This is a genomic window from Bosea vestrisii (assembly GCF_030144325.1).
Classification (GTDB): Bacteria; Pseudomonadota; Alphaproteobacteria; order Rhizobiales; family Beijerinckiaceae; genus Allobosea; species Allobosea vestrisii_A.
In genome coordinates, this window is sequence record NZ_CP126307.1 from 3,865,360 (window position 1) to 3,886,011 (window position 20,652).

23 protein-coding genes and 1 pseudogene are annotated in these 20,652 nt (G+C 65.9%); 20 read left to right on the forward strand and 4 right to left on the reverse strand.

Annotation, left to right across the window (positions count from 1 at the left end; all coding sequences use genetic code 11):
• Positions 1-72: 72 nt before the first annotated feature.
• A complete protein-coding gene (locus QO058_RS19060) occupies positions 73-1,080 on the forward strand; it encodes a sugar-binding transcriptional regulator (protein ID WP_284167839.1) in 1,008 nt (335 codons plus the stop codon).
• Positions 1,081-1,092: 12 nt separating this feature from the next.
• Complete coding sequence (locus QO058_RS19065; protein WP_284167840.1) at positions 1,093-1,449, forward strand: hypothetical protein; 357 nt, start codon at positions 1,093-1,095, stop codon at positions 1,447-1,449.
• A 277-nt stretch (positions 1,450-1,726) separates the two neighbouring features.
• Here the strand turns inward: QO058_RS19065 and QO058_RS19070 are convergent, their stop codons facing one another.
• Both QO058_RS19070 and QO058_RS19075 read right to left on the reverse strand, forming a co-directional pair.
• A complete protein-coding gene (locus QO058_RS19070; protein WP_347976597.1) occupies positions 1,727-2,506 on the reverse strand; it encodes an MBL fold metallo-hydrolase in 780 nt (259 codons plus the stop codon).
• An 82-nt stretch (positions 2,507-2,588) separates the two neighbouring features.
• Positions 2,589-2,957 carry a nuclear transport factor 2 family protein gene (locus QO058_RS19075; RefSeq protein WP_284167841.1) on the reverse strand — a complete coding sequence of 123 codons (369 nt, stop codon included), beginning with the start codon at positions 2,955-2,957 and terminating at the stop codon, positions 2,589-2,591.
• Between the two features lie 180 nt (positions 2,958-3,137).
• On the opposite strand from QO058_RS19075, the gene QO058_RS19080 reads away from it, so the two are divergent.
• Complete coding sequence (locus QO058_RS19080) at positions 3,138-4,019, forward strand: LysR family transcriptional regulator (RefSeq protein ID WP_284167842.1); 882 nt, start codon at positions 3,138-3,140, stop codon at positions 4,017-4,019.
• Between the two features lie 147 nt (positions 4,020-4,166).
• Here QO058_RS19080 and QO058_RS19085 read toward each other — a convergent pair whose 3' ends face one another.
• On the reverse strand, positions 4,167-5,186 hold the full coding sequence (locus tag QO058_RS19085; protein WP_284167843.1) for a GlxA family transcriptional regulator: 1,020 nt from the start codon (positions 5,184-5,186) through the stop codon (positions 4,167-4,169).
• A gap of 107 nt (positions 5,187-5,293) precedes the next feature.
• On the opposite strand from QO058_RS19085, the gene QO058_RS19090 reads away from it, so the two are divergent.
• Genes QO058_RS19090 through QO058_RS19110 form a run of 5 tightly spaced genes read left to right on the forward strand, consistent with a single transcriptional unit; the run spans position 5,294 to position 10,104 of the window.
• The gene (locus tag QO058_RS19090) at positions 5,294-6,337 is read left to right on the forward strand and encodes an ABC transporter substrate-binding protein (RefSeq protein ID WP_284167844.1); all 1,044 of its coding nucleotides are present in this window, start codon (positions 5,294-5,296) and stop codon (positions 6,335-6,337) included.
• A gap of 31 nt (positions 6,338-6,368) precedes the next feature.
• Entirely contained in the window at positions 6,369-7,430 is a 1,062-nt protein-coding gene (locus QO058_RS19095) for an ABC transporter ATP-binding protein (protein ID WP_284167845.1), read from the forward strand.
• Positions 7,427-8,260 carry an ABC transporter permease gene (locus tag QO058_RS19100; RefSeq protein ID WP_284167846.1) on the forward strand — a complete coding sequence of 278 codons (834 nt, stop codon included), beginning with the start codon at positions 7,427-7,429 and terminating at the stop codon, positions 8,258-8,260. Before QO058_RS19095 ends, QO058_RS19100 begins: the two co-directional genes overlap by 4 nt.
• 1 nt (position 8,261) lies before the next feature.
• Positions 8,262-9,050, forward strand: a complete 789-nt coding sequence (locus QO058_RS19105) for an ABC transporter permease (protein ID WP_284167847.1) — start codon at positions 8,262-8,264, stop codon at positions 9,048-9,050.
• 40 nt (positions 9,051-9,090) lie between these two features.
• Positions 9,091-10,104 carry a proline racemase family protein gene (locus QO058_RS19110; RefSeq protein ID WP_284167848.1) on the forward strand — a complete coding sequence of 338 codons (1,014 nt, stop codon included), beginning with the start codon at positions 9,091-9,093 and terminating at the stop codon, positions 10,102-10,104.
• A 170-nt stretch (positions 10,105-10,274) separates the two neighbouring features.
• Here the strand turns inward: QO058_RS19110 and QO058_RS19115 are convergent, their stop codons facing one another.
• On the reverse strand, positions 10,275-10,586 hold the full coding sequence (locus tag QO058_RS19115; RefSeq protein WP_284167849.1) for a helix-turn-helix domain-containing protein: 312 nt from the start codon (positions 10,584-10,586) through the stop codon (positions 10,275-10,277).
• 309 nt (positions 10,587-10,895) lie between these two features.
• Between QO058_RS19115 and QO058_RS19120 the strand changes: the two genes are divergently transcribed.
• From QO058_RS19120 to QO058_RS19175, 12 genes and pseudogenes are all read left to right on the forward strand, one after another.
• Positions 10,896-11,504, forward strand: a complete 609-nt coding sequence (locus QO058_RS19120; RefSeq protein ID WP_284167850.1) for an SLC13 family permease — start codon at positions 10,896-10,898, stop codon at positions 11,502-11,504.
• 32 nt (positions 11,505-11,536) lie between these two features.
• Positions 11,537-12,352 (forward strand): SLC13 family permease, encoded by an 816-nt coding sequence (locus tag QO058_RS19125; RefSeq protein WP_284167851.1) that lies wholly within the window; start codon positions 11,537-11,539, stop codon positions 12,350-12,352.
• Positions 12,353-12,457: 105 nt separating this feature from the next.
• Positions 12,458-13,633: a glycerate kinase family protein gene (locus QO058_RS19130; protein ID WP_284167852.1), complete on the forward strand. Its 1,176-nt coding sequence runs from the start codon at positions 12,458-12,460 to the stop codon at positions 13,631-13,633.
• Positions 13,630-14,991, forward strand: coding sequence for a S8 family serine peptidase (locus QO058_RS19135; RefSeq protein WP_284167853.1), 1,362 nt, complete (start codon positions 13,630-13,632; stop codon positions 14,989-14,991). Before QO058_RS19130 ends, QO058_RS19135 begins: the two co-directional genes overlap by 4 nt.
• Positions 14,992-15,009: 18 nt before the next feature.
• Complete coding sequence (locus tag QO058_RS19140) at positions 15,010-15,561, forward strand: RNA polymerase sigma factor (protein ID WP_284167854.1); 552 nt, start codon at positions 15,010-15,012, stop codon at positions 15,559-15,561.
• On the forward strand, positions 15,558-15,956 hold the full coding sequence (locus QO058_RS19145; RefSeq protein WP_284167855.1) for an anti-sigma factor family protein: 399 nt from the start codon (positions 15,558-15,560) through the stop codon (positions 15,954-15,956). The genes QO058_RS19140 and QO058_RS19145 overlap by 4 nt, the downstream gene beginning before the upstream one ends.
• Before the next feature lie 38 nt (positions 15,957-15,994).
• Complete coding sequence (locus QO058_RS19150; protein WP_284167856.1) at positions 15,995-16,309, forward strand: hypothetical protein; 315 nt, start codon at positions 15,995-15,997, stop codon at positions 16,307-16,309.
• Between the two features lie 186 nt (positions 16,310-16,495).
• Positions 16,496-16,663: pseudogene (locus QO058_RS19155) on the forward strand (SCO family protein); the annotation flags it as partial.
• Between the two features lie 432 nt (positions 16,664-17,095).
• Entirely contained in the window at positions 17,096-17,689 is a 594-nt protein-coding gene (locus tag QO058_RS19160; protein ID WP_284167857.1) for a flavin reductase family protein, read from the forward strand.
• An 18-nt stretch (positions 17,690-17,707) separates the two neighbouring features.
• Positions 17,708-18,712 carry an MsnO8 family LLM class oxidoreductase gene (locus QO058_RS19165; RefSeq protein WP_284167858.1) on the forward strand — a complete coding sequence of 335 codons (1,005 nt, stop codon included), beginning with the start codon at positions 17,708-17,710 and terminating at the stop codon, positions 18,710-18,712.
• 17 nt (positions 18,713-18,729) lie between these two features.
• Positions 18,730-20,073 (forward strand): LLM class flavin-dependent oxidoreductase, encoded by a 1,344-nt coding sequence (locus QO058_RS19170; protein WP_284167859.1) that lies wholly within the window; start codon positions 18,730-18,732, stop codon positions 20,071-20,073.
• 25 nt (positions 20,074-20,098) lie between these two features.
• A complete protein-coding gene (locus QO058_RS19175) occupies positions 20,099-20,632 on the forward strand; it encodes a GNAT family N-acetyltransferase (protein ID WP_284167860.1) in 534 nt (177 codons plus the stop codon).
• Positions 20,633-20,652: the final 20 nt, after the last annotated feature.

Below are 20,652 nucleotides of genomic sequence, written 5' to 3' on the forward strand. Positions count from 1 at the left end.
AGCGCGGTTGCGTTTGCTGTGCCGATGCTGCGATGCTCGTGCAGGATGCGGCGGACGGATTGGCGGATTGCAGTGCAGGAAGCATTCGACGGCGGAATTGCTCACGGGGAGGGGCCGGTCGCGGATGCTAAAGTCCGCGCGGCCTGGCTGTATTATGTCGAGGGCCTGACTCAGGAGCAGATTGCCGAAGCGCTCGGACTGAGCCGGGTCAAGGTCATCCGGATGCTGGCCGCGGCGCGCAACGATGGTCTGGTCAAGATCAGGATCGACGCGCGTTCGGCACGGCAGGCCGGGTTGGAACGCGGGCTGGTCACCACGCTCGGACTCCAGGAGGCAGTGGTCGTCCCGGCGGCACGCGACCCGGCGAACGTATCCTCTCTGGTAGGCTACGCCGCTGGCCTTTGGCTGTCGGACCGGATTGTCGACGGCATGTCGCTCGCCGTCGGCTGGGGGCGAACGCTGAGCCAGGCGCTCCGCGGCATCCAGCCACGTCAGGTCGAGGCGATGTCGGTGGTGTCCCTGCTCGGCGGGCTGACCCATTCCCGCAGCATCAATCCGTCCGCGGTCGCGCGGCGCGTCGCCGATCTCTTCGGAGCCGACTGCTTCCAGCTCACGGCGCCGGTCTTCGTATCGGATGCCGAACTGCGGGATGCGCTATGGCGCGAGCCGACGCTGCGTGAGCTGGGTGACCGCGCCAAGGCCGCCGATATCGCATTGGTCAGCGTCGGTGATGTCGTTGCCGGCTCGACACTGTTTCGCGAGGGCCTGCTGCCGCAATCGGATCTGGCCTCCCTGAAGGCGGCCGGAGCGGTCGGTGACCTCGTCTGCCATTTCATCGATGCCGAAGGGCAACTCGTCGACCACCCCGTCAACCGGCGGGTCATGGCGGTGAGCCCGACCGATCTCAGGGGGATCGGCTTGGTCGCGATCGCCGCGGGAGGTGCCGACAAGGAGCAAGCTATTCGCGCGGCCCTGCGGGCCAGCAATGCTAAAGTCCTGATCACCGATGAAAGCGCCGCTGAGGCGCTCCTAGCTAAAAGCGCGTCGAACAAAATCGCGGAACAGCGAATTCGCGCATAGGGAGAGAACGACATGGCAACCAATCTCGAGCAATTCGCCCGCAATTCGCTGCATTTCCGGCCGTCCGATGTCCGGCTCATGCTGGAGCGCCTCCACTCCCATATCGTCAAGCCGCGTATGTCGGCAGACGAGTTGCTCGATGTCGTCCGGGGCCTCGGTTTCGAGACGGTCGAAGCTTTCGGCAAGCAGATCGGGCTGGAAGATCGGACGGCGGAGAGTTGGGCGCGCTATGGACTGTCGCGCGATGCGGCGCAGCTGCTGCTCGCTTTGCTGAACTACCGCCAGCGCCTGGTCGATGCGATGGACGATTTCGAGAAGACCACGCAAATCCCGCTGGATGGCTTCTTCGAGAACCAGCATCTCCCCTGACGGTGGAGCAGGCGCGCTCCTGAGCTATCGAGTGCGGAGTTGGGCTCGGCGCGCACGGTCACTCAAGCTGTTTCAGCCAAGGCGCGAGGCGGTTTCGCATCCGAATTTCACCCAGTACAACGCTGGAGAGGTCGGGCGCGGGAAGCTGCGATACCAGACATCGCTGCCGCCCAGCCGCTGCATCTCGTCATGATCGCCGCTTGGCGCGCCGAAAATCCGGACATTCCGCTACGCCCCGCGCTGCAGGAAGGTCATGATCGCCTTCGGAAATTGTCGGCTACGCTGCCGAAATAAACGCGTATCCATGCCCCTGCTTGACTATTCTGCCGATGCCTGGTCGTCCCAGGTGAGCGCCGGCTAACCAAGTATGTGCATCGGCTGCGTCTTGGAGCAGCTTGATCCGGCTAGCCCTCGCTATGGCCTCGTCGGCGTCATAGGCCCAAGTAAGCTCGGGACAGGCAAACTGTGCAGCAGGAACATGGATCAGGTCGCCGCAGAACAGGATATCATCCTCGCCAGTGCTGAGGAGATAACCCATATGACCCGGAGCATGCCCGGGTATCGCCACCGCCAGCAAATGATCGCCCGGCCGGTCTCCTCCGTTAATCGGGGCCAGGAGTGGCCGAAAATCCGCTAGTCGTGGCTCGGCGAGGAAATCCTCAACGGCGTCCTCCCCAATCACGATCTTGCTCAAGTTTCCAAATGCCCGCCGCCCGTCAGTGGTGAGAAGACCGTTGATGTGGTCGCCATGGGCATGGGTGAGGGCGATCATCGTGATGGATGACGTGTCTATGCCCGCCTCGCACATGGCCTCCTCCAGGTGGCCCATGGACGGGTCCCAGCTTCCCCCCGCTCCACAATCGATCAAAACGCGGTCGCTGCCAGGGCGATCGAGTAGGAAGCAATTCACCGACAGTCGAACGCGCGACTCTTCCCGCTGAGGCGATGCCATCTGCGTGCACATCTTGTCGTTCTGGAATCTGAGCAATTGGGCCGGCAGGTCGACATATCCGTCGGAGAGCGACCAAATCTTCGATGATCCGGAAGCACAGGCCATGGTGTTGGGGCTTTGAGACAGAAATTTCACAGGTAACCTGCCAAGCGGAGTGCTTCAATTTTCTAGTGCGGAAATGAAGCCATTATACTTTCGAAGTAATCACCTTCTGAACGATCTTCCAGGTTCCGTTGATCTTCAGGCATGACAAGAGGTCGGTGAAGTGGCGTGGCGCTACCTGCAATTTTACCTTCAGAAGCGCGAGATCTCTTTCGACGTCGATTGAGAGGATCTCGTCGTCACGCTCCGCGCCTTGTTGTTTGGGAGCTTTCGTGTTGCGGACGACTGCTAGCCACGTCGCAATCGGCGCCACGCCCACGTCGCCGTCGTCGGCGACCTTCGTCACGGAGCTCGAGGGATGAAATATGGAAGCAAACTTGTCGGCATCCATTTCATAGGCGGCGTCAAAATAGGTCTGCGCCAGGGTGCGCAAGGCGCGAACATCGGTATCCACGGGCCACCTCATTGTTACGTCCAACCAATCCATCACGCGGCAATCACGCGACGAGCACCAGGCAAGCCCAAAACGGACAGAACGTCGCCTCGCCGCCTTGTCGGTCAAACCTAGGACACGGGGCGCTTATGAGACTAGATATGCTGCACGGGATGGAGTTGTGAGCAAGATTCATAAATCATGGGAAACGAGCTGACTGAACTCGCTACGTTTGCAATCGTCGCCAGTGAGCGAAGCTTTACACGTGCCGCAGCGAAGCTGGGCGTCTCCCAGTCCGCCCTGAGCCACACGATCCGGAGACTTGAGCAGCGACTCGAGCTCCAGCTTCTAGCTCGGACGACCAGGAGTGTGGCGCCAACCGCTGCGGGCGCCGCTCTTTTGAAGGACCTGTCTCCGGCGCTCGAGCAAATTACGCGTGCGCTCGACAAAGCCCGAAGCGTTCGCCACCGACCTTCGGGACGCCTTAGAATTGCAATGTCGCGGTCGGCTGCGGTGATGGTATTGTTGCCGAAGATCGCAGCATTCGCCGAGGCTTACCCTGACGTCGTTCTTGACGTTGCCACGGTTACTGGTCCCGTAGATCTCGTCGCGGGCGAGTTCGATGCGGGTATTCAACTCGGCGAGTATATTCAAAAGGACATGATCGCGGTTCGTGTCACGGGGGAGTTGCGGTTGGCGGTAGTGGGATCGCCCGGTTATTTTGCGTCACGAAGCATTCCTCGGAAGCCCAAGGATCTCAATGATCATCGATGTCTGAACCTGCGCCTTCCGAATGGTCCGTATCGGTGGGAGTTCGAGCAGGGACGCAAGGCGGTCACAGTCGGTGTGAGCGGCCCACTCATAATCGACGATACCAACCTGGTGATTCAGGCGGCGCTCACAGGAGCCGGCCTTGGGCTCGCATATGAAGAGCAGGTTGCGGAGCATGTTGCTGAGCGCCGCCTCATTCGAGTGCTGGAGGACTGGACGCCGCCTATTCCCGGCTTCTTCATGTATTACCCCAGTCGCCAGCATCAGCCTGCTGCACTGACTGCGCTCGTAGGCGCGCTGCGATGCTCTTAAAAAGGACCGTTACGCGGCGACGCGCGCGATGCTGAAACGGGGCGGTGCATCGTCGCCCCAGCCCGCGCCTCGGCTGGAAAGGCAGCGGGACAACGCTGGTGTCCAATTCACGCCGGGGCGGATGCCTGGCTGCACGCGCGTGTGCAGTTAGCCCTTCTGGCGAAGCGACCGCGGCGTTTCCCCGAAAGCCGCCTTGAAATCCCGCGACAGATGGGCGCTGTCGGCGAAGCCCGTCCCCATGGCGATGTCGGTGAGCGAGCTCTTGCTGTTCAGGATCAGCCATCGTGCATACTCCAGCCTGAGCTTGCGCTGGAAGGCGGCCGGGCTCTGGCCCAAGGAGGCGCCGAACAGGCGCTCGAGCTGGCGCGGGCTGACCCCGACATAGCGCGCGACGGCGGCGATCGGCGGGGGATTGTCGAGCCGCTGCTCGATGAACTGCGCCGCCTGCTGCACCCGGACGTCGAGATTGGGCGCTAGTTCGGCATAGAAATGCGCTTGCGGCATCTCCGCCGGGCGCATGTCCTGCAGCATCATGTGCCGCATCGCCTGCTGGGCCTTGTCGCGGCCGCAATGGCGCGCGACGAGATAGAGGCCAAGATCGATCGCTGCGGTCGAGCCGGCGCAGGTGATCAGGTCGCCCTCGTCGATGAAGAGGCGCTCCACCCCCGCCGAGACCTTGGGAAACCGCTCCTTGAAGGCGTCCAGCACGTTCCAGTGCACGCAGACCCGGCGCGGCCCGACCAGCCCGGCCCTGGCGATCGCGAAGGTGCCGGTGCAGATGCCGAGCAGGCGTACATTGCAGGCCGCCGTGCGCCGCAGATAGCCGAGCAGGCTCTCGGGCAGGGCATCGTTGAGATAGTCGTTGCCGCCGCAGACGGCGATATAGTCGAAACCGGCCGGGTCGAGCAGGGCTGCATTCGGCGAGAGCGAGACGCCGCAGCTCGAATGCCGCGGTTCGCCATCGAGGCTCATCACGGTCCAGCTCGCATGCAGCTGGCGACTGCGCCCGCCATGATCCGCCGCCAGCCGCAGCACGTCGATCAATCCCGAGAAGGCGGCGAGCGTGAATTGGTCGAGCAGGACGAAGCCGATCCGCAGCCGCGATACCGGGTCGGGCGCTGCATGCGGCCGATCGCTTGCCGATTGAAGGAACTGCGCGGTGCTCATGTCGTGATTATTCAAATTTTGGGCCGGTGAATTCTAGTGCCTTTCGCTTACTGCGCGTCAACATGTCCTGCAGAAGCGCGAAGACGCTCAGGCAGAGGAGAACGACGATGAACCGAACCGTCCGGCTGGCCACGGCCATGCTCGCCACCACTCTGCTCACCGCTCCGGCGCTGGCGCAGCAACCCTCGTCGATCACGGTCGCCTGGTATGGCGGCAATTGGGGCGACGCCTTCAAGACTTGCGTCGCCGAGCCCTTCACCAAGGCGACCGGCATTGCGGTGAATGCCGAGATCGGCACGTCGACGGTCACCCTGGCCAAGCTGCAGCAGCAGAAGTCCGCGCCGACCATCGACGTCGCCTGGATGGATGGTGGCATCAGCGAGCTCGCGCTCGCCGCTGAGGTCACCGACAATCTCGACCCGGCGGCGATCCCCAACCTCGCCAACACGCTGCCGGAAGCGATCTACAAGAGCGGCGCGACCACCTATGCCGTAGGCACCGGCTACTACTCGCTCGGGCTCACCTACAACACCCAGAAGGTCAAGACCGCCCCGACCTCGTGGAACGACCTCTGGAAGCCGGAGTTCGAGGACGCCGTCACCATTCCCTCGCCGGCGAACTCCTCCGGCGTGCCCTTCGTCATGTTCCTCTCGAAGATCTGGGGTGGCCCGGCCGGCGACCTCGCCCCGACCTTCAAGAAGATCAAGGAACTGAAAGCCGCCCTGTTCTTCGATTCCTCGGGCGCCGCGACCAATGCCTACCAAAGCGGCGAAGCGATCATCGGCGCGCATTTCAACGTCGGCGCCTGGGATCTCGCCGACAAGGGCCTGCCGATCGGCTTTGTCGTGCCCAAGGAAGGCGCCTGGGCGACCGATGCCCGCCTGCATCTGGTCAAGGGCACGCCGAAGAAGGAGGCTGCGGCCAAGTTCATCAACCAGGCGCTGACGCCCGAGGCCTCCGGCTGCCTCGCCGAGAAGCTCTATCTTGGCCCGTCCGTGAAGAACGTCACGGTCAAGCCCGAGACGGCGCGCAAGCTGCCCTGGGGCGAGACCGGCTCGGTCAAGAACCTGCAATTGTTCGACTGGGCTGAGATCAACGGGCTGCGTTCGCGCGTGGTCGACGAGTGGAACCGTCAGATCGCCCGCAAGTGAGCGAACAGCCACGAACATCACGAGCCGCAGCATGAGCACCCCGATCCTTGCCATTGACGGCCTGTCCAAGCATTTCGGCGGGCAGCCGGCTCTGACGGCGATCGACCTCGCCGTCGAACAGGGCGAGTTCATCGCCCTGCTTGGGCCCTCGGGCTGCGGCAAGACCACGTTGCTGCGCTGTATCGCCGGTTTCCTGACGCCGGAGGCCGGCACGGTCAGGCTCGCGGGCGAGGATGTGACGCGGCTGCCGCCCTATCGGCGCCCGCTCAACACGGTGTTCCAGAACTACGCGCTCTTCCCGCATATGAGCGTCGCCGAGAACGTCGCCTATGGACCGCGGCGGCAGGGCGTCGCCAAGGACGAGGCGGGCAAGCGCGCGAGCGAAGCGCTGGAGCTCGTGGGCCTCGCCGGCTTCGGCGAGCGCCTGCCGGCCCAGCTCTCCGGCGGTCAGCAGCAGCGCGTGGCGCTGGCGCGGGCCATCGTCAACCGGCCCCAGCTGCTGCTGCTCGACGAGCCGCTGAGCGCGCTCGACTTGAAGCTGCGCAAGAAGGTTCAGAGCGAGCTCAAGCAGATCCAGCATCGGCTCGGTATCGCCTTCCTGTTCGTGACGCACGACCAGGACGAGGCGATGAGCATGGCCGACCGGATCGTGCTGATGAATCGCGGCCGTATCGAGCAGATCGGCCGTGGCCAGGACATCTATGCCCGCCCGGCGACCCGTTTCGCCGCCGACTTCATCGGCGATGCCAACCTGCTCGAGGTCGAGCGGCGCGGCGACGGCAGCCTGTCACTGCTCGGCGGCGCCGTGATCCTTCCCGCTTCGGATGCGCCGCAAGGGACGCTGACCGGCGTGCTGCGGCCCGAGGACATCCTCATCGCAACGGAGCCCGTTGCCGAGCGCCTCGCCCTGCCGGCCGTCCTCTCCGATATCGTCCATGTCGGCAGCCATGCCTCGGTCATGCTCACCGTGGGCGCCACCACGCTGACAGCCCGACTCGCCCCATCCGCGCTGGCCGGCCTCAGAGCGGGCCAGGCGGTCTTCGCCAATATCCGCTTCTCGGACCTGCGCCTGGTGCCGGGGGATGTGTCGTGAGCCGGACGCTGCGCCCGGTCGTGCTGCTCTGCGCCCTGCCGGCGGCGTTCTTCGTCGCCTTCTTCCTGGCGCCGATGGTGGTCGTGCTGATTGCGAGCCTCACCACCCCGGCCGGCCAGCCGACCTTCGCCCACTATCTGCGCATCCTCGCTGACAGCTATCACTGGGACGTCCTCTGGGTGACGTTCCGTATCGGCGCGCTGACCACGCTCATCTGCGTGCTGATCGGCTATCCGCTCGCCTGGTATCTCGTCCGCACCGTGCGCTGGCGGCCCTGGCGCCGGTTCTGTGTGATCCTTTTGGTCGTACCGCTCTTCACCAGCAACATCGTCCGTTCCTTTGGCTGGATGGTGCTGCTCGGCCGCAACGGCCTCGTCAATGACGGCCTGATCGGGCTCGGCCTCATCGAGCGGCCGATGCGCTTCCTCGGCACCGAGCTCGGCATCCTGGTCGGCCTTGTCTACATCCTGCTGCCCTTCATCGTGCTGGCCGTCGGCAATGCGCTCGCCAAGGTCGATCCGGCTCTGGAGCATGCGTCCGCCGATCTCGGTGCGACGCCGGCCGGCACCTTCCGCACGATCTTCTTCCCGCTCAGCCTGCCCGGGCTGATGGCCGGTGCCGTGATGGTCTTCATGCTGGCGGTCAGTGCCTATGTCACGCCGGCGCTGCTGAGCGGCGGGCGGATCACCGTCTTCTCGATGCTGATCTTCCAGCAATACAGTTCGGTCTTCGACTTCAACTATGGCGGTGCGCTCAGCATCACCATGCTGGTGCTGACGTTGGCGCTCGTCGCCATCGCCGGGCGCCTCAGTGAACCGGGGAGGGCCTGAGATGGTCGCGCTCATCCTCGTCAGGGTCGTCTCCTTTGCGGCGCTGGCCTATCTCGCCCTGCCGCTGGTCGTGCTCGTCGGGGCGTCGCTGACCACGACCAGCTTCCTCGCCTTCCCGCCGCAGGGGCTCACCCTCGCCTGGTACGGCAAGATGCTGGGCGATCCATCCTATGTCTCGGCCTTCACGACCAGCACCGTGCTCGCGATCGCCGCGACCATCGTCGCGATGCTGCTGGCGGTCCCCGCGGCCATCGCCATCGCCCGCTATCGCTTCACCGGCCGCCGCCTTCTCTCGGAGACTCTGATGTCGCCGCTGATCCTGCCGCATGTCGTGCTCGGCGCGGCGCTGCTGCAATATGGCAGCGCGATCGGCCTCGTGCGCAGCTTTCCGGCCCTGCTCGTCGGGCATGTCGTGATCATCATGCCCTTCGTCCTGCGCGCCGTGCTGCCGCAGCTGACCGATGAGCAGCGCAGCCTGGAGGACGCCTCCGCCGATCTCGGCGCCCGGCCTCTGACCACCTTCTTCCTGGTGACGCTGCCGCAGATCCGCAGCGGGCTCGTCAGCGGCGCGATCTTCGCCTTCATCGCCTCCTGGATCAATGTCGAGCTCAGCATCTTCAACACGACGGCCGAGCTGACCACGATCCCGGTCAAGCTGTTCAACTACGTCCAGTACACGATCGACCCGACCATCGCCGCAGTGTCCGGCCTGACGATCATCGTCGCCGCCATCGTGATCGTCCTGCTCGACCTCACCATTGGCCTCGACGTGCTCTCCGAGCGCCGCTGACCCCGCTGATCCCTTTACCCTTCATCTCAAGGAGCCGCATATGCGCCAGCAGAATGTCTTCGATGTCGTTTATACCCACACCGAGGGCGAGCCCCTCTGCATCATCCATAGCGGGATTCCGTATCCGGCCGGATCGAGCATCCTGGAGAAGCGCCGCTTCCTCGAGGAGAACTATGACTGGCTGCGCTGCGCGCTGATGCGTGAGCCGCGCGGGCACAAGGACATGTTCGGCGTGTTCCTGACGCCGCCGTCGAGCCCGGATTACGATGCCGGCCTGATCTATATCGACGGCACGCAGTATTCCCATATGTGCGGCCACGGCACGATCGCTGTCGGCATGGCGATGGTCGCCCTCGGCCTCGTCCGGCGCGGCGCGAACGGCCGCACCGTCATCCGCTTCGAGACCACCGCCGGTCTGGTCACGGCCGAGGTCGCCAATGACGGTCCGGATGTGCTCTGGACCCGCTTCGAGAACGTGCCGGCCTATGTCGCGGCGCAGGACGTGCCGTTCGATCTGCCGGGCGTCGGCTCGCTCAAGGCCGACATAGTCTGGGGCGGCAACTACTTTGGCATCATCGACCTGCGCGGCACCTCACTCAAGATCTCGCCGGAGAACGGTTCGGAGCTCTCCCGCCTCGGCATCATCGCCCGCGAGCAGCTTCGCCAGAAGGTTGCGATTCAGCATCCGGCCTCGGCCCACATCAACAACTTCAACTTCGTCACCTTCTGGCATGAGCCGACGATCGAGAGCGCCTTCTATAAGAACGTCCACGTCTTTTCGGCCGGCCAGCTCGACCGCTCGCCCGGCGGCACCGGCACCAGTGCGATGATGGCGATGTACGAAGCGCGCGGTCTGATGAAGCTACAGCAGCCGATCCGCTCGGAAGGCCTGCTCGGCTCGGGAACCTTCGAGGGCTGCCTCATCGGCGAAACCAGCCTGAACGGCACGCGCGCGGTGCGCCCGACCGTGAAGGGCACCGCGGGCCTGCTCGGCACCGCGCGCTGGACGATCAACCGCGACGACCCAGTCGACGCCGGCTTCCTCGTCGCCTGATCAAGCATTGCGCCGGGGCAGCCAAATCAGGCCGCCCCGGCGCCGCCGGCTTTGTCATTCTCAGAGCGCGGTGACAGGTTATTGAACGGGGTTTTTCTTTCTGAAAGCCTCCGCCACGCGCGCAAGAGCCTTGAGGTCTTCCAAGTCCTCGATCTTCTCGACGGCAGAGTTCAGCTGTCGGCGTAGCGCAATGGCCGGCAAAGCCCCGTAACGCTCCTGCTCCGCATCGGCAAATTTGATGATGCGATCATTGGCGCAATGGTATCCAGAAGATATCCGGGCTGAACTTGGAGAGCTCTCGCGATATTAATCGGGCGCTCGAGTTTGACGCGATTGGTTCCGTCTTCATATTTTCCGATCTGCTGCTGGGAAACGCCTGCCACCCTTCCGATATCGGTTTGATTGAGGCCCATCTCGTCACGGCGCTCCTTAATGCGCCGCCCGATCTCGCTGTGGATTGCTCCAATCGGTTTCTTATCCATGCGAGGCATCCTGTTACGCGCAAAAAGTGTGCGGCTTGGCCGACAGCGTCAAGTCGAAAGCTCGGCCAGACTAATCGCGCGGCGATGGCAAGGACTTCAGAATCTAGATCCGGGCGAGCATTTGGGACGTGCTGCGCCGAGCTTTTGAAGGAGCTGAGCGTCCTAAGGCAGCAGGGCGCGGGTATGGATTGCCGCTTCCTTGCGGAGCCGGCCGACGAAGGCCTGTCGAAGGGAGCGTGAGGCCGCTTCGGAGTATTTTGGTTCGCTCCGGAATAATCGCGTCCGCGCGACGTTTCCGTTGACATGACGATGCTCTCTTCCTCTTCGCCCGCCGACCTCGCGATGGCCGGCGGTCTTCGTTCCAATCCTTGGCTCCTGGCCCGGGCAGCGCTCCGGCTGGGCCTGCCGATCCTGATCGCCATCGGCCTGGCCGCCGCCATCTGGTTCGGTCTGCCGCTCGATGTCCGGGCGAGACTGGCCTTGACCGTCTTCGCCCTCGCCATCGTCGGCTGGTGTCTGACCTCCATCGACGACACGCTGATCGCCCTGGCGGCCGCCGCTGCTCTGGTGCTGTGCGGGTTGACGCATGCCCGCAATCTGCATGCGGCGCTCGGCAACGAGCTCACCTGGCTACTGATCGGCGCCTTCATCATCGCGGCGGTGCTGCGCGCCTCGGGCCTTACCGAGCGCCTGGCTTCGGTGGTGCTGAGCCGCGCACGGACCGTGCGCACGCTGTTCCTCGCCACGACCGGCGTGATCGTCGCGACCGCGCTCTTCGTGCCCTCGACCTCGGGGCGCGCAGCGCTGCTCCTGCCGGTCTATCTCGCTCTGGCCGCAGCCATAGACGACAACCGCGTCAGACGGGCGCTCGCGCTGCTGTTCCCGACCGTGATCCTGCTCTCGGCGGGGGGACGCTGATCGGCGCCGGTGCTCATCTGATCGCGATCGAGATGATCCAGCGCAGTGGCGGCCCCGGCCATGGCTATCTCGGCTGGCTGCTGCTCGGGATGCCGCTCGCCATCCTGGCGAGCTTCGGAGCCGCTTTCGTCATCCTGTTCGCCTTCCTCAGCCCGGTGGAGCGTGCACAGGTCATCAGGTTGCCGGCTGCTACGGCAGAGCCGCTTTCAGGGCAGCAGCGCTATGTGGGAGCGCTCGTGGGGCTCGTCGTCGCCGGCTGGTGCACGCAGCCGCTGCACGGCGTCGACGCGGCCCTGGTGACGCTGTGCGGCGCGATCGGGCTGACCCTGAAGCCCTTTGCACCGATCTCGATGAAGCAGGCGGTGAAATCCGTCGAGTGGCAGCTCATCCTCTTCCTCGCCGCGACCACGCTGATGGGGCAGGCGCTGATCGAGACCTGCGCGGCGAGCGGCCTGCTGCAGCCTTGGCTCGCCGCACGGCCGCCGGATGCCCTGGCGCATCCTGCGACGGTCGCCGCGTTGGTGACCGCCGTCGCCCTGCTGTCGCACCTTCTGATCACCTCGCGCAGCGCCCGGGCCACGGTGCTGATCCCGTTGCTGGCTCCGCCCTTGGCCGCGCTGGGCTATGATTTCGGCGCCATCGCCATCCTGATCGTGATGGGGACCGGCTTTTGCCAGAGCCTGCCGGTCAGCGCCAAGCCCGTCGCGCTCTATGCCGATCTCGAGCACGAGACCTATCGGCCTCGTGACCTCATACGGCTGTCGCTGCTGTTGCTGCCGATGATGGGGGCGCTGCTGCTGGTCTTCTCGCTCTGGATCTGGCCGCTGGCCGGTCTTTCGCTGCGCTGATCGCGCTCCTAAAAAAATTTGAGCCGGCAACGGAATAAGCCGCCCAGGCCCTCGTTTTCAGCTGCAGAGGCGTTTGACGGCCTCGGGATTTCGAGAGGATTTGCAATGACCCTCAACATTCTGATCGCCCCCTCCGGCTTCAAGGAATGCCTAGACGCCAGCGACGTCGCTCGGGCCATTGCCGCCGGGGTCAAGACGGCGATGCCGCAGGCCAGGACGATGCTTGCGCCGCTGGTCGATGGCGGCGAGGGCTTCACCCGGGCGCTCTGCGCCGTGACTGGCGGCTTCCTGCACGAGCGCATCGTGACGGGCCCGGTCGGCGAGCCCGTTATAGCGCATTTCGGCTTCCTCGGAGGAGCTGGACTGAAGACCGCGGTGATCGAGATGGCGGCTGCGGCCGGCCTGGCGCTGGTTCCGCGCGACCGCCGCAATCCGACGCTGACGACGAGCTATGGCGTCGGCGAGCTGATCGTAGCCGCGCTCGATGCCGGGGCGGAGCGCGTCCTGCTCGGTTGCGGCGACAGCGGCATCAATGATGGTGGCGCCGGTATGGCCGAAGCTCTGGGTATCCGCCTGCTCGACGCCGAAGGCGCGTCGATTGGCAGGGGTGGCGCAGCGCTCGGCAGGCTTGCCCGTATCGACCTGTCACGGCGCGACCCGCGCCTCGATACCATCAGGATCGACGCCGCGGTCAACTGGCACAATGTGCTGCTCGGCCCGCGGGGCGTGGCCCGGGTCTTTGCCCCACAGAAGGGCGCCAGCCCCGAGCAGATCGAGATTCTGGAAGCAGCGCTCGTGATCTATGCCGGCAGGCTGCAAGAGGCGACCGGCTTGGACGTTTCGACCGCTCACGGCTGCGGCGCCTCCGGTGGGCTCGGTGCCGGGTTGTACGCGCTGTTGGGCGCAACGCTCCACCCGCGCTATGACATCGTCATGCGCTATCTTTCCTTCGATACCATGCTGCGCCGCGCCGATCTGGTCATCACCGCCGAGGGCTGTCTCGACGAACAGACGCCGTTCGGCAAGATCCCCGCCGAGGTGGCGCGCCAGGCGCGGGCTCGCGGTATCCCGGTGATCGCACTGGCCGGCACGATCGGGCGCGGCAAGGTGCGGATCAATTTCGAGCACGGAATCGATGCGTTCGCCAGCATCCTCAAGCGACCCTGCACGCTGGAGGAGGCGATCGCGGAATCGGAGAAGCTGCTGCGCCGCGCCGCCGAGGACGCGATCCGGATGATCGGCGTCGGCATCCGGCTTCGGCGCGAGAAGGTGGCGGCATGAACCGCGCCCGCCTTCGCTTCGCCCTGCGAGCCTCGCTGCTCGGCCTCGCGCTCGCCAGCGCGCCCTTCATCGGGCTGCCGGATGGCGCGGGCCGCATCCTGCCCGCGCTGGCGGATGACAGCGATGGCGACGACGGCGGTGATGGTGGCGGCGGAGGCAGTGGTGGAGGCGGCGGTCCCGGAGGTGGCGGTGGCAGCACGAGCCGCTTCCGCACTGGCGGGGAGCAGAGGATCAACCCGGGGCGCCTGCTGCGCTTCTTCGGCATCGAGGCGAGCCAGCCCCGCCGCACGCAGCGCAGCGCGCCACGTCCAGCAGCGGTCGCCGTGTCACGCGAGATCGTCGCCGCCGGGCTGACGCAGGCCGAGCTCGACATCCTGAGCGGCGAGGGCTTCCGCGTCGTCGCGCAGCGCAGTCTCGGCCTCTTCGCCAACCTGACCGTGAGGCTGCGGGCGCCCGCGCGGCTCTCGATGCAGCGCGCCGTCGAGCGGATTCGCGCGCTCGCTCCGTCGGCGCTAGTCGACCTCAACCATCTCTATCGCGGCGCCGCCAGGCCTTGCTCCGACGACCAGTGCTTCTCGCTGGTGGCGCAGGATGCGCGGATCGAGGGCACCTGCTCGGCGAGCGGCACCATCGGCATGGTCGATACCGGCGTCGATACCGATCACCCCGCGCTCTCCGGCAGGCCGGTTGAGACCGAGACGATCCGCGGTCCGGGCCATCGCGCTGCCCTGAAGCAGCACGGCACCGATGTCGCCATCCTGCTCACACGCGGTGCCGAGGCTGGTAGCCAGGCGCGGATCGTTGCGGTCGACGCGTTTCATCGGCGCGGCGGCGGCGACAATGCCGATAGCTTCGACCTCGTCGGCGCGCTCGACCTGCTGGCGCAGCGCAATGTCCGCATCGCCAATCTGAGCCTCGCCGGGCCGGCCAACGCGCTGGTCGAGCGGATCGGTCAGGCGATGCATGAGCGCGGCACCGTTCTCGTGGCGGCGGCCGGCAATGACGGACCGGGCGCCGAAGCGCGCTATCCGGCCGCCTATCCCTGGGCGGTCGCGGTGACCGCGATCGACCGCGACGAGCGCATCTACGCACGTGCCAATCGCGGCAGCCACATTGCGTTCGCCGCACCGGGTGTCCGCATCCAGATGGTCGACAAGGCGATGCGCCCAGCCGCGCCGCGCTCGGGCACGTCCTATGCGGCGCCGCTCGTCACGCTCGCCTTTGCACAGCGGATGGCGCGCGACGGCACAGCCAAGCCGTCCACCTTGCTCGCCGCTCTGTCGGTGGCGGCGCGGGATCTCGGCGAGCCCGGGCACGATCCGGTCTTCGGCTGGGGCCGCCTCTCCTGCAGCCCGTGACGGAAGCGGGCCAGGACAATGCACGAGACCGGCATCGATCAGCAGGGATATGCAGTATCTTCGCAGGGAGCGGCGCAGTCGCCCTTTGCGACCGAGCTGATTTCGCTGCTGCCGCGCCTGCGGCGCTACGCGATGACGCTGACGCGCTCGCCCAGCGAGGCGGAGGATCTGGCGCAGGCCGCCTGCGAGCGGGCACTGCGCGCGCAGGCGCAATGGCAGGAGGGCACGCGGCTCGACGCCTGGCTCTTCAGCATCGCCCGCAATCTCTGGATCGACCAGTTGCGCAAGCGGCGGCGGGAGGGCGCCAGCGAGACGCTGGACCTGCACCCGGGATTGCAGGGCGAGGATGGCAGGCAGGTTACCGAAACGGCCCTGACGGCCGGTTCGGTCCAGCAGGCGCTCGCGGAGATGCCACCCGAGCAGCGTGATCTGCTGCTGCTCGTCTGCGTCGACGGCCTGAGCTACCGCGATGCCTCCGATCGGCTCTCGATCCCGATCGGGACTGTGATGAGCCGCTTGTCGCGCGCACGCCTTGGCCTGGCCAAAAGACTTGGAATGGAGCCGACATGACGAACCTCGCTGTGACCGACGAGGAACTGGTCGCATTGGCGGATGGGGAGCTTGCTCCGGATGCGGCCGAGCGCCTGCATGCGCGCATCGTCGCCGACCCCGATCTCGCCGAGCGCTTCGCTATCCTGGCTGAAACCCGCTTCCTGCTGGAGGGGGAGGGGATGGAAGCGCAGGTGGCGCCAGATTATCTCGCCGCGGCCATCGCTGCGGTGGGCAGCCGGCCGGCCGCCCCGCACCTCTCGGTGATCGCAGGAGGAAAACCTGCGGTTCCCGAGGCGCCTTCGGCACGTCGCTGGCCGCGCCTGGCCTTGCCGCTTGCCGCCAGCTTCCTGATTATGGCTGGGGGCTCGCAGGCTATCTCGCGGGCAGCACTGGGCGCTCCGATGCCGGCATAGCGCTGGCCGGTTTCTCCCGCGGCGGCATCGATGCGGCCTTGTCGCGGGCGGCCAGCGGCGGAGAAGTCAGCCTGCCGGACGGCAAGCTGCGCGTGGTCGCCTCCTACAAGCTTGGCGACGGGCGGCTTTGCCGGGAGTACACGCTGACGCGCGCTGCCGAACCAGGCTGGGACGCGGTCGATTGCCGCGACGGCGGCAATTGGCGCACGGAATTCCTCGCCGCCAAGGCGCCGCCGACGACCGGCTACACGCCGGCGAGCGGCGATGCGAGCGCCGATGCGTTTCTCAGCCAACGCGGCGCCGAGCCCTTGTCTCCCGAGGAGGAGGGCAAGCTGCTCGGGACCGGCAAATAGTCGGCTGCCGACGACCGGCGCCTTGATCGGACACGAAAGCTTCGTTTCATCGCCTAGTGCGGCGAGGAGACGATTGCTCCTGGCCGGGTGCTGAATTATGGAAACCTTGCCTCCGGCCGGCCGGCTAGTCTCGCGCCTGCGGCGCGTCTGCCGTAGCGGAGGCAAGGGTTCACGGCCGACGCCTACAAGGTGTTCTACGACAAGGTCGAAACCGGCAAGGACGAGTACACGGTCGACCACTCGGCTTATGTCTATGTGATGGATCGGACCGGCCAGTATCTCGGCTTCTTCCCGCCGAACACGTCGGCCAAGCGCATGCTCACCATCATCCGCCCCCACCTTCAGGCGAAATGAGGTGCTCTCCCATGAGAGTAAAACGCCTGCCCGAGCAAATCTTCGAAGGTTGTTCTACCAGCAGAGGGCGCAATTTTGAAAAGCCGTTTCATTGACGGGGCGGACCGCGTGGAAGATCATTCATGACATCAGAAGCGATGCCATCGCCGATGTCGCGGGATTTGCTGGAGCAGCTTGCGCCGCGTCAACAACGCTAAAAGCACCACGATGAAATCGTGGGCTCCGAGAGCGGAGACACGCGAATGAAGTCGAGCATTACTTCGGATCCCGAACTTTTCGCGGCCTTGCTGCGATGTTCCTGATCCCTCGTCCCGCGGCCTGACCGCAGGACCTGTCGCTTTCCAGCAGTCTTCGCGTGCCGGCCTGGCCGGTAGGAGCGTCGTCACCTGGCGACGTGCGCCGCGCTGCGTCTTTTTTTCAGCCGAGGCCCCCATGACCGTTGTCTCGCTCGTCCCTCCTGCATCTGCAGCCTCCCGCCCGCTCGGCCGCATTGCGACGCCTGCCGAGGCGCCGAACTTCCGGTCGGCGCTGCGGCATCTCGCCGGCGGCGTCAGCGTGATCACGACCGGGCAGGGCGACGATCGCACCGGCCTCACCGTGACCTCATTGTCCTCGCTCTCGGCCGAACCGCCGACCGTGATGTTCGGGGTCAATCTGACGTCGTCGAGCTTTCCGGTGTTGGCCCGTTATCGCAGCTTCGGCGTCAACATTCTCAATGCCACGCAAAAGCAGATCGCCGATCGCTTCGCCGGCCGCGCCGGTGAGAAGGGAAACGCGCGCTATGCCGGAGCGAGCTGGGCTGAAGGCGTCACTGGCGCCCCGCTGCTCGAAGGTGCGCTGGTCGCACTCGACTGCGAGGTCGAAGAGCTGATCGAGCGGCATTCCCACGCCATCGTCATCGGCCGTGTCCGCGAGGTCCGGCTCGGTGGCGACGATGCGGCGCTGGTCTACTGGCGCGGCGATTACGAACGTCTCGGCTGGATGGCCGAGGAGGCGCGTACGGCCTGCGGCCTGCGCGGCATCTGACGGTTGGCGAGACATCCCATGGCCTACGCCCTCAGCCTGCTCGACAAGAGCCCGATCCTAGACGGCGAGACTGCGGTCGACGCCTTGCAGCGCACCATCGCCTTGGCGCAAGCCGCCGAGCGGCTGGGTTATCGCCGCTTCTGGCTCGCCGAGCATCACGGCTTTCCCGGTCTCGCCAGCTCGGCGCCGGAGATCCTGGTCGCGCATCTGATCGCCCGCACGCGGCGCATCCGCATCGGCTCCGGCGGCGTGCTGCTGCAGCACTACAGCCCCTATAAGGTCGCTGAGACCTTCAACCTGCTCGCGGCGCTGTCACCGGATCGCATCGATCTCGGCATCGGCAAGGCGCCGGGCGGCCTGCCGCTCTCGACCAAGGCCCTGCGCATCCAGCACGATCCGGAGCGCGCCCGCTCATTCGAGGCGCTGCTGGCGGAGCTCGACGGCTTCCTTTCGGGCTCGCTCGATGCGGGCGATCCGCTGGCCGGCACGCAGGCCCTGCCCAAGCCGCCCGCGACGCCTGAGCGTTTCCTGCTAGGCGCCAGCCCGGACAGCGCTCGGCTCGCGGTTGAACGCGGCTGGCGCTTCGTCTTCGCCGGCCAGCTGAACGGCGATCCGAAAGCGATCGAGGCCAGCCTCCGTGCCTATGAAAAGGCCGGCGCCAAGCAGCCGCCGTTGTTCGGCCTTGCCGCCCTCGCTGCCGCGACGGCCGAGGACGCACGCGCGCTGACCGAGCCGCTGCGTGTGGTCAGGCTGACGCTGGACAACGGCCAGAGCGTCAATCTCGGCAGCGAGGAGCAGGCCGCGGAGTTCGCCCGCCAGGCTGGAGCGGCGTCCTACACCACCGAAATCCGTCGCCCGAGCATCCTTTCCGGCACCGCAGGCGACGTCCGGCGCGAACTCGACGCGCTTTCGGCCCGCTTCGGCATCGCCGAATTTGTCATCGACACGCCCGCCGCCGCGACGGCGCAGCGCCTCGCCTCGATCACGCTGCTCGCCGGCGACGCGCCGGCCCTGGCCGCCTGAGCCGAGAGGAGTCATCCATGAGCAAGACCCGCCTCACCTTCGGCCTGATGCTGCAGGGCCCCGGCAGCCATATGAACGCCTGGCGCCATCCCAGCAATCCGCCCGATGCCAGCGTCAATCTCGACTTCTTCATCCGCAACGCCCGCAAGGCCGAGGCGAACGGCATCGCCTTCGCCTTCGTCGCCGACGGGCTCTACATCAACGAAAAGTCGATCCCGCATTTCCTCAACCGCTTCGAGCCGCTGACCATCCTGTCGGCGCTGGCGACGGCGACGAAGAAACTCGGCCTCGTTGGCACGGTCTCGACCTCCTATAGCGACCCCTTCACCATCGCCCGGCAATTCGCCTCGCTCGACCTGATCTCGGGCGGGCGCGCGGGCTGGAATGCGGTGACCTCGCCGCTGGAGGGCTCCGGCCGCAATTATGGTCGCCCGCACCCCGAGCATTCCCTGCGCTACGAGATCGCGCACGAATATCTCGACATCGCCAAGGGCCTCTGGGATTCCTGGGACGACGACGCTTTCGTCCGCGATCGCGAGGCTGGCCGCTTCTTCGACCGCGAGAAGCTGCACACGCTCGGCCACAAGGGCCGCTTCTTCCAGGTCGAGGGCCCGCTCAACATCCAGCGTTCGCCGCAGGGCCAGCCGGTGCTGTTCCAGGCCGGTGCCTCGGATGCCGGCATCGGCCTCGCCGGTCGCCATGCCGATGCGGTCTTCGCCAATCATGTCTCGCTGGAGGAGGGGCAGGCCTTCTATCGCAGCATCAAGACCAGCGCGATCGCGCAGGGGCGGCTGGCCGATGACGTCAAGATCTTCCCGAGCGCCGGCCCGATCGTCGGCCACACCCGCCAGGAAGCCGAGGACAAGTACCAGGCGATCCGCGATCTGGTCTCGATCGACGATGCACTCGCCTATCTCGGCCGCTTCTTCGACCATCACGACTTCAGTGCCTATCCGCTCGACGCTCCGTTCCCGGAGCTTGGCGATATCGGCAAGAACAGCTTCCGCTCGACCACCGATCGGATCAAGCGCACTGCTGCGCTGAAGCGCCAGACTCTTCGCGAAGCGGCTTTGGAAGCGGCGACACCGCGCGCCGACCTGATCGGCTCGGCCGAAGAAATCGCGGATATCCTGATCGAGCGCGTCGAGAAGCAGGCTGCCGACGGCTTCATCCTGGGCTTCCCGGTGATCGGGCAGGGGCTCGACGATTTCGTCGAGCTGGTCATCCCGGTGCTGGAGGCGCGCGGAGTCTATGACCGCAACCTGCCGGGCGAAACGCTGCGCGACCATCTCGGCCTGCCGCGCCGCGAGAGCCGCTATGCCCGCTCCGCCCCGGCATCCGTGCCGCGCAAAGTCGGGTGAGCCCACAATCGGAGAAGCCACACCCATGTCCGACCAGTTCCTCTACACCACCCCGCTCGATCCGCTCGCCGAGCCTCTGGTCGAGCAGCTCACCTGGGAATACGCCACCCGCTACGGCACCTATTTCGGCGAGGTGCCGGGCGCCGAGATGAGCCGCTACCCGGCCTCGCTGTTCGCGCCGCCCGAGGGCAACTTCGTGCTGCTGCTGCGCGAGGGCCGCGCCATCGCCGGCGGCGCCTTCAAGCGCTACGACGCGCAGACGGCGGAGCTGAAGCGGATGTGGACCGATACCGCCTTCCGCCGCCAGGGATTGGCCCGCCGCGTCGTCGAAGAACTCGAGGCACAGGCCGCGCGCCAGGGCTACGGCAAGATCTTCCTGACCACCGGCTTCCGCCAGCCGGAGGCGAGGGATCTCTACCTCAACACCGGCTACACGCCGCTCTTCGACCCTGCCGTCGATCCCGAAATCTACAAGAAGCTCGCCTTTGAGAAGGACCTGGCCATCGCGGCCTATAGACTGCGACCGCCAGCAGAGCAGTTGCCTGTCAGCGCCGCCTGATCGCGGCCATTTAGCCCAGC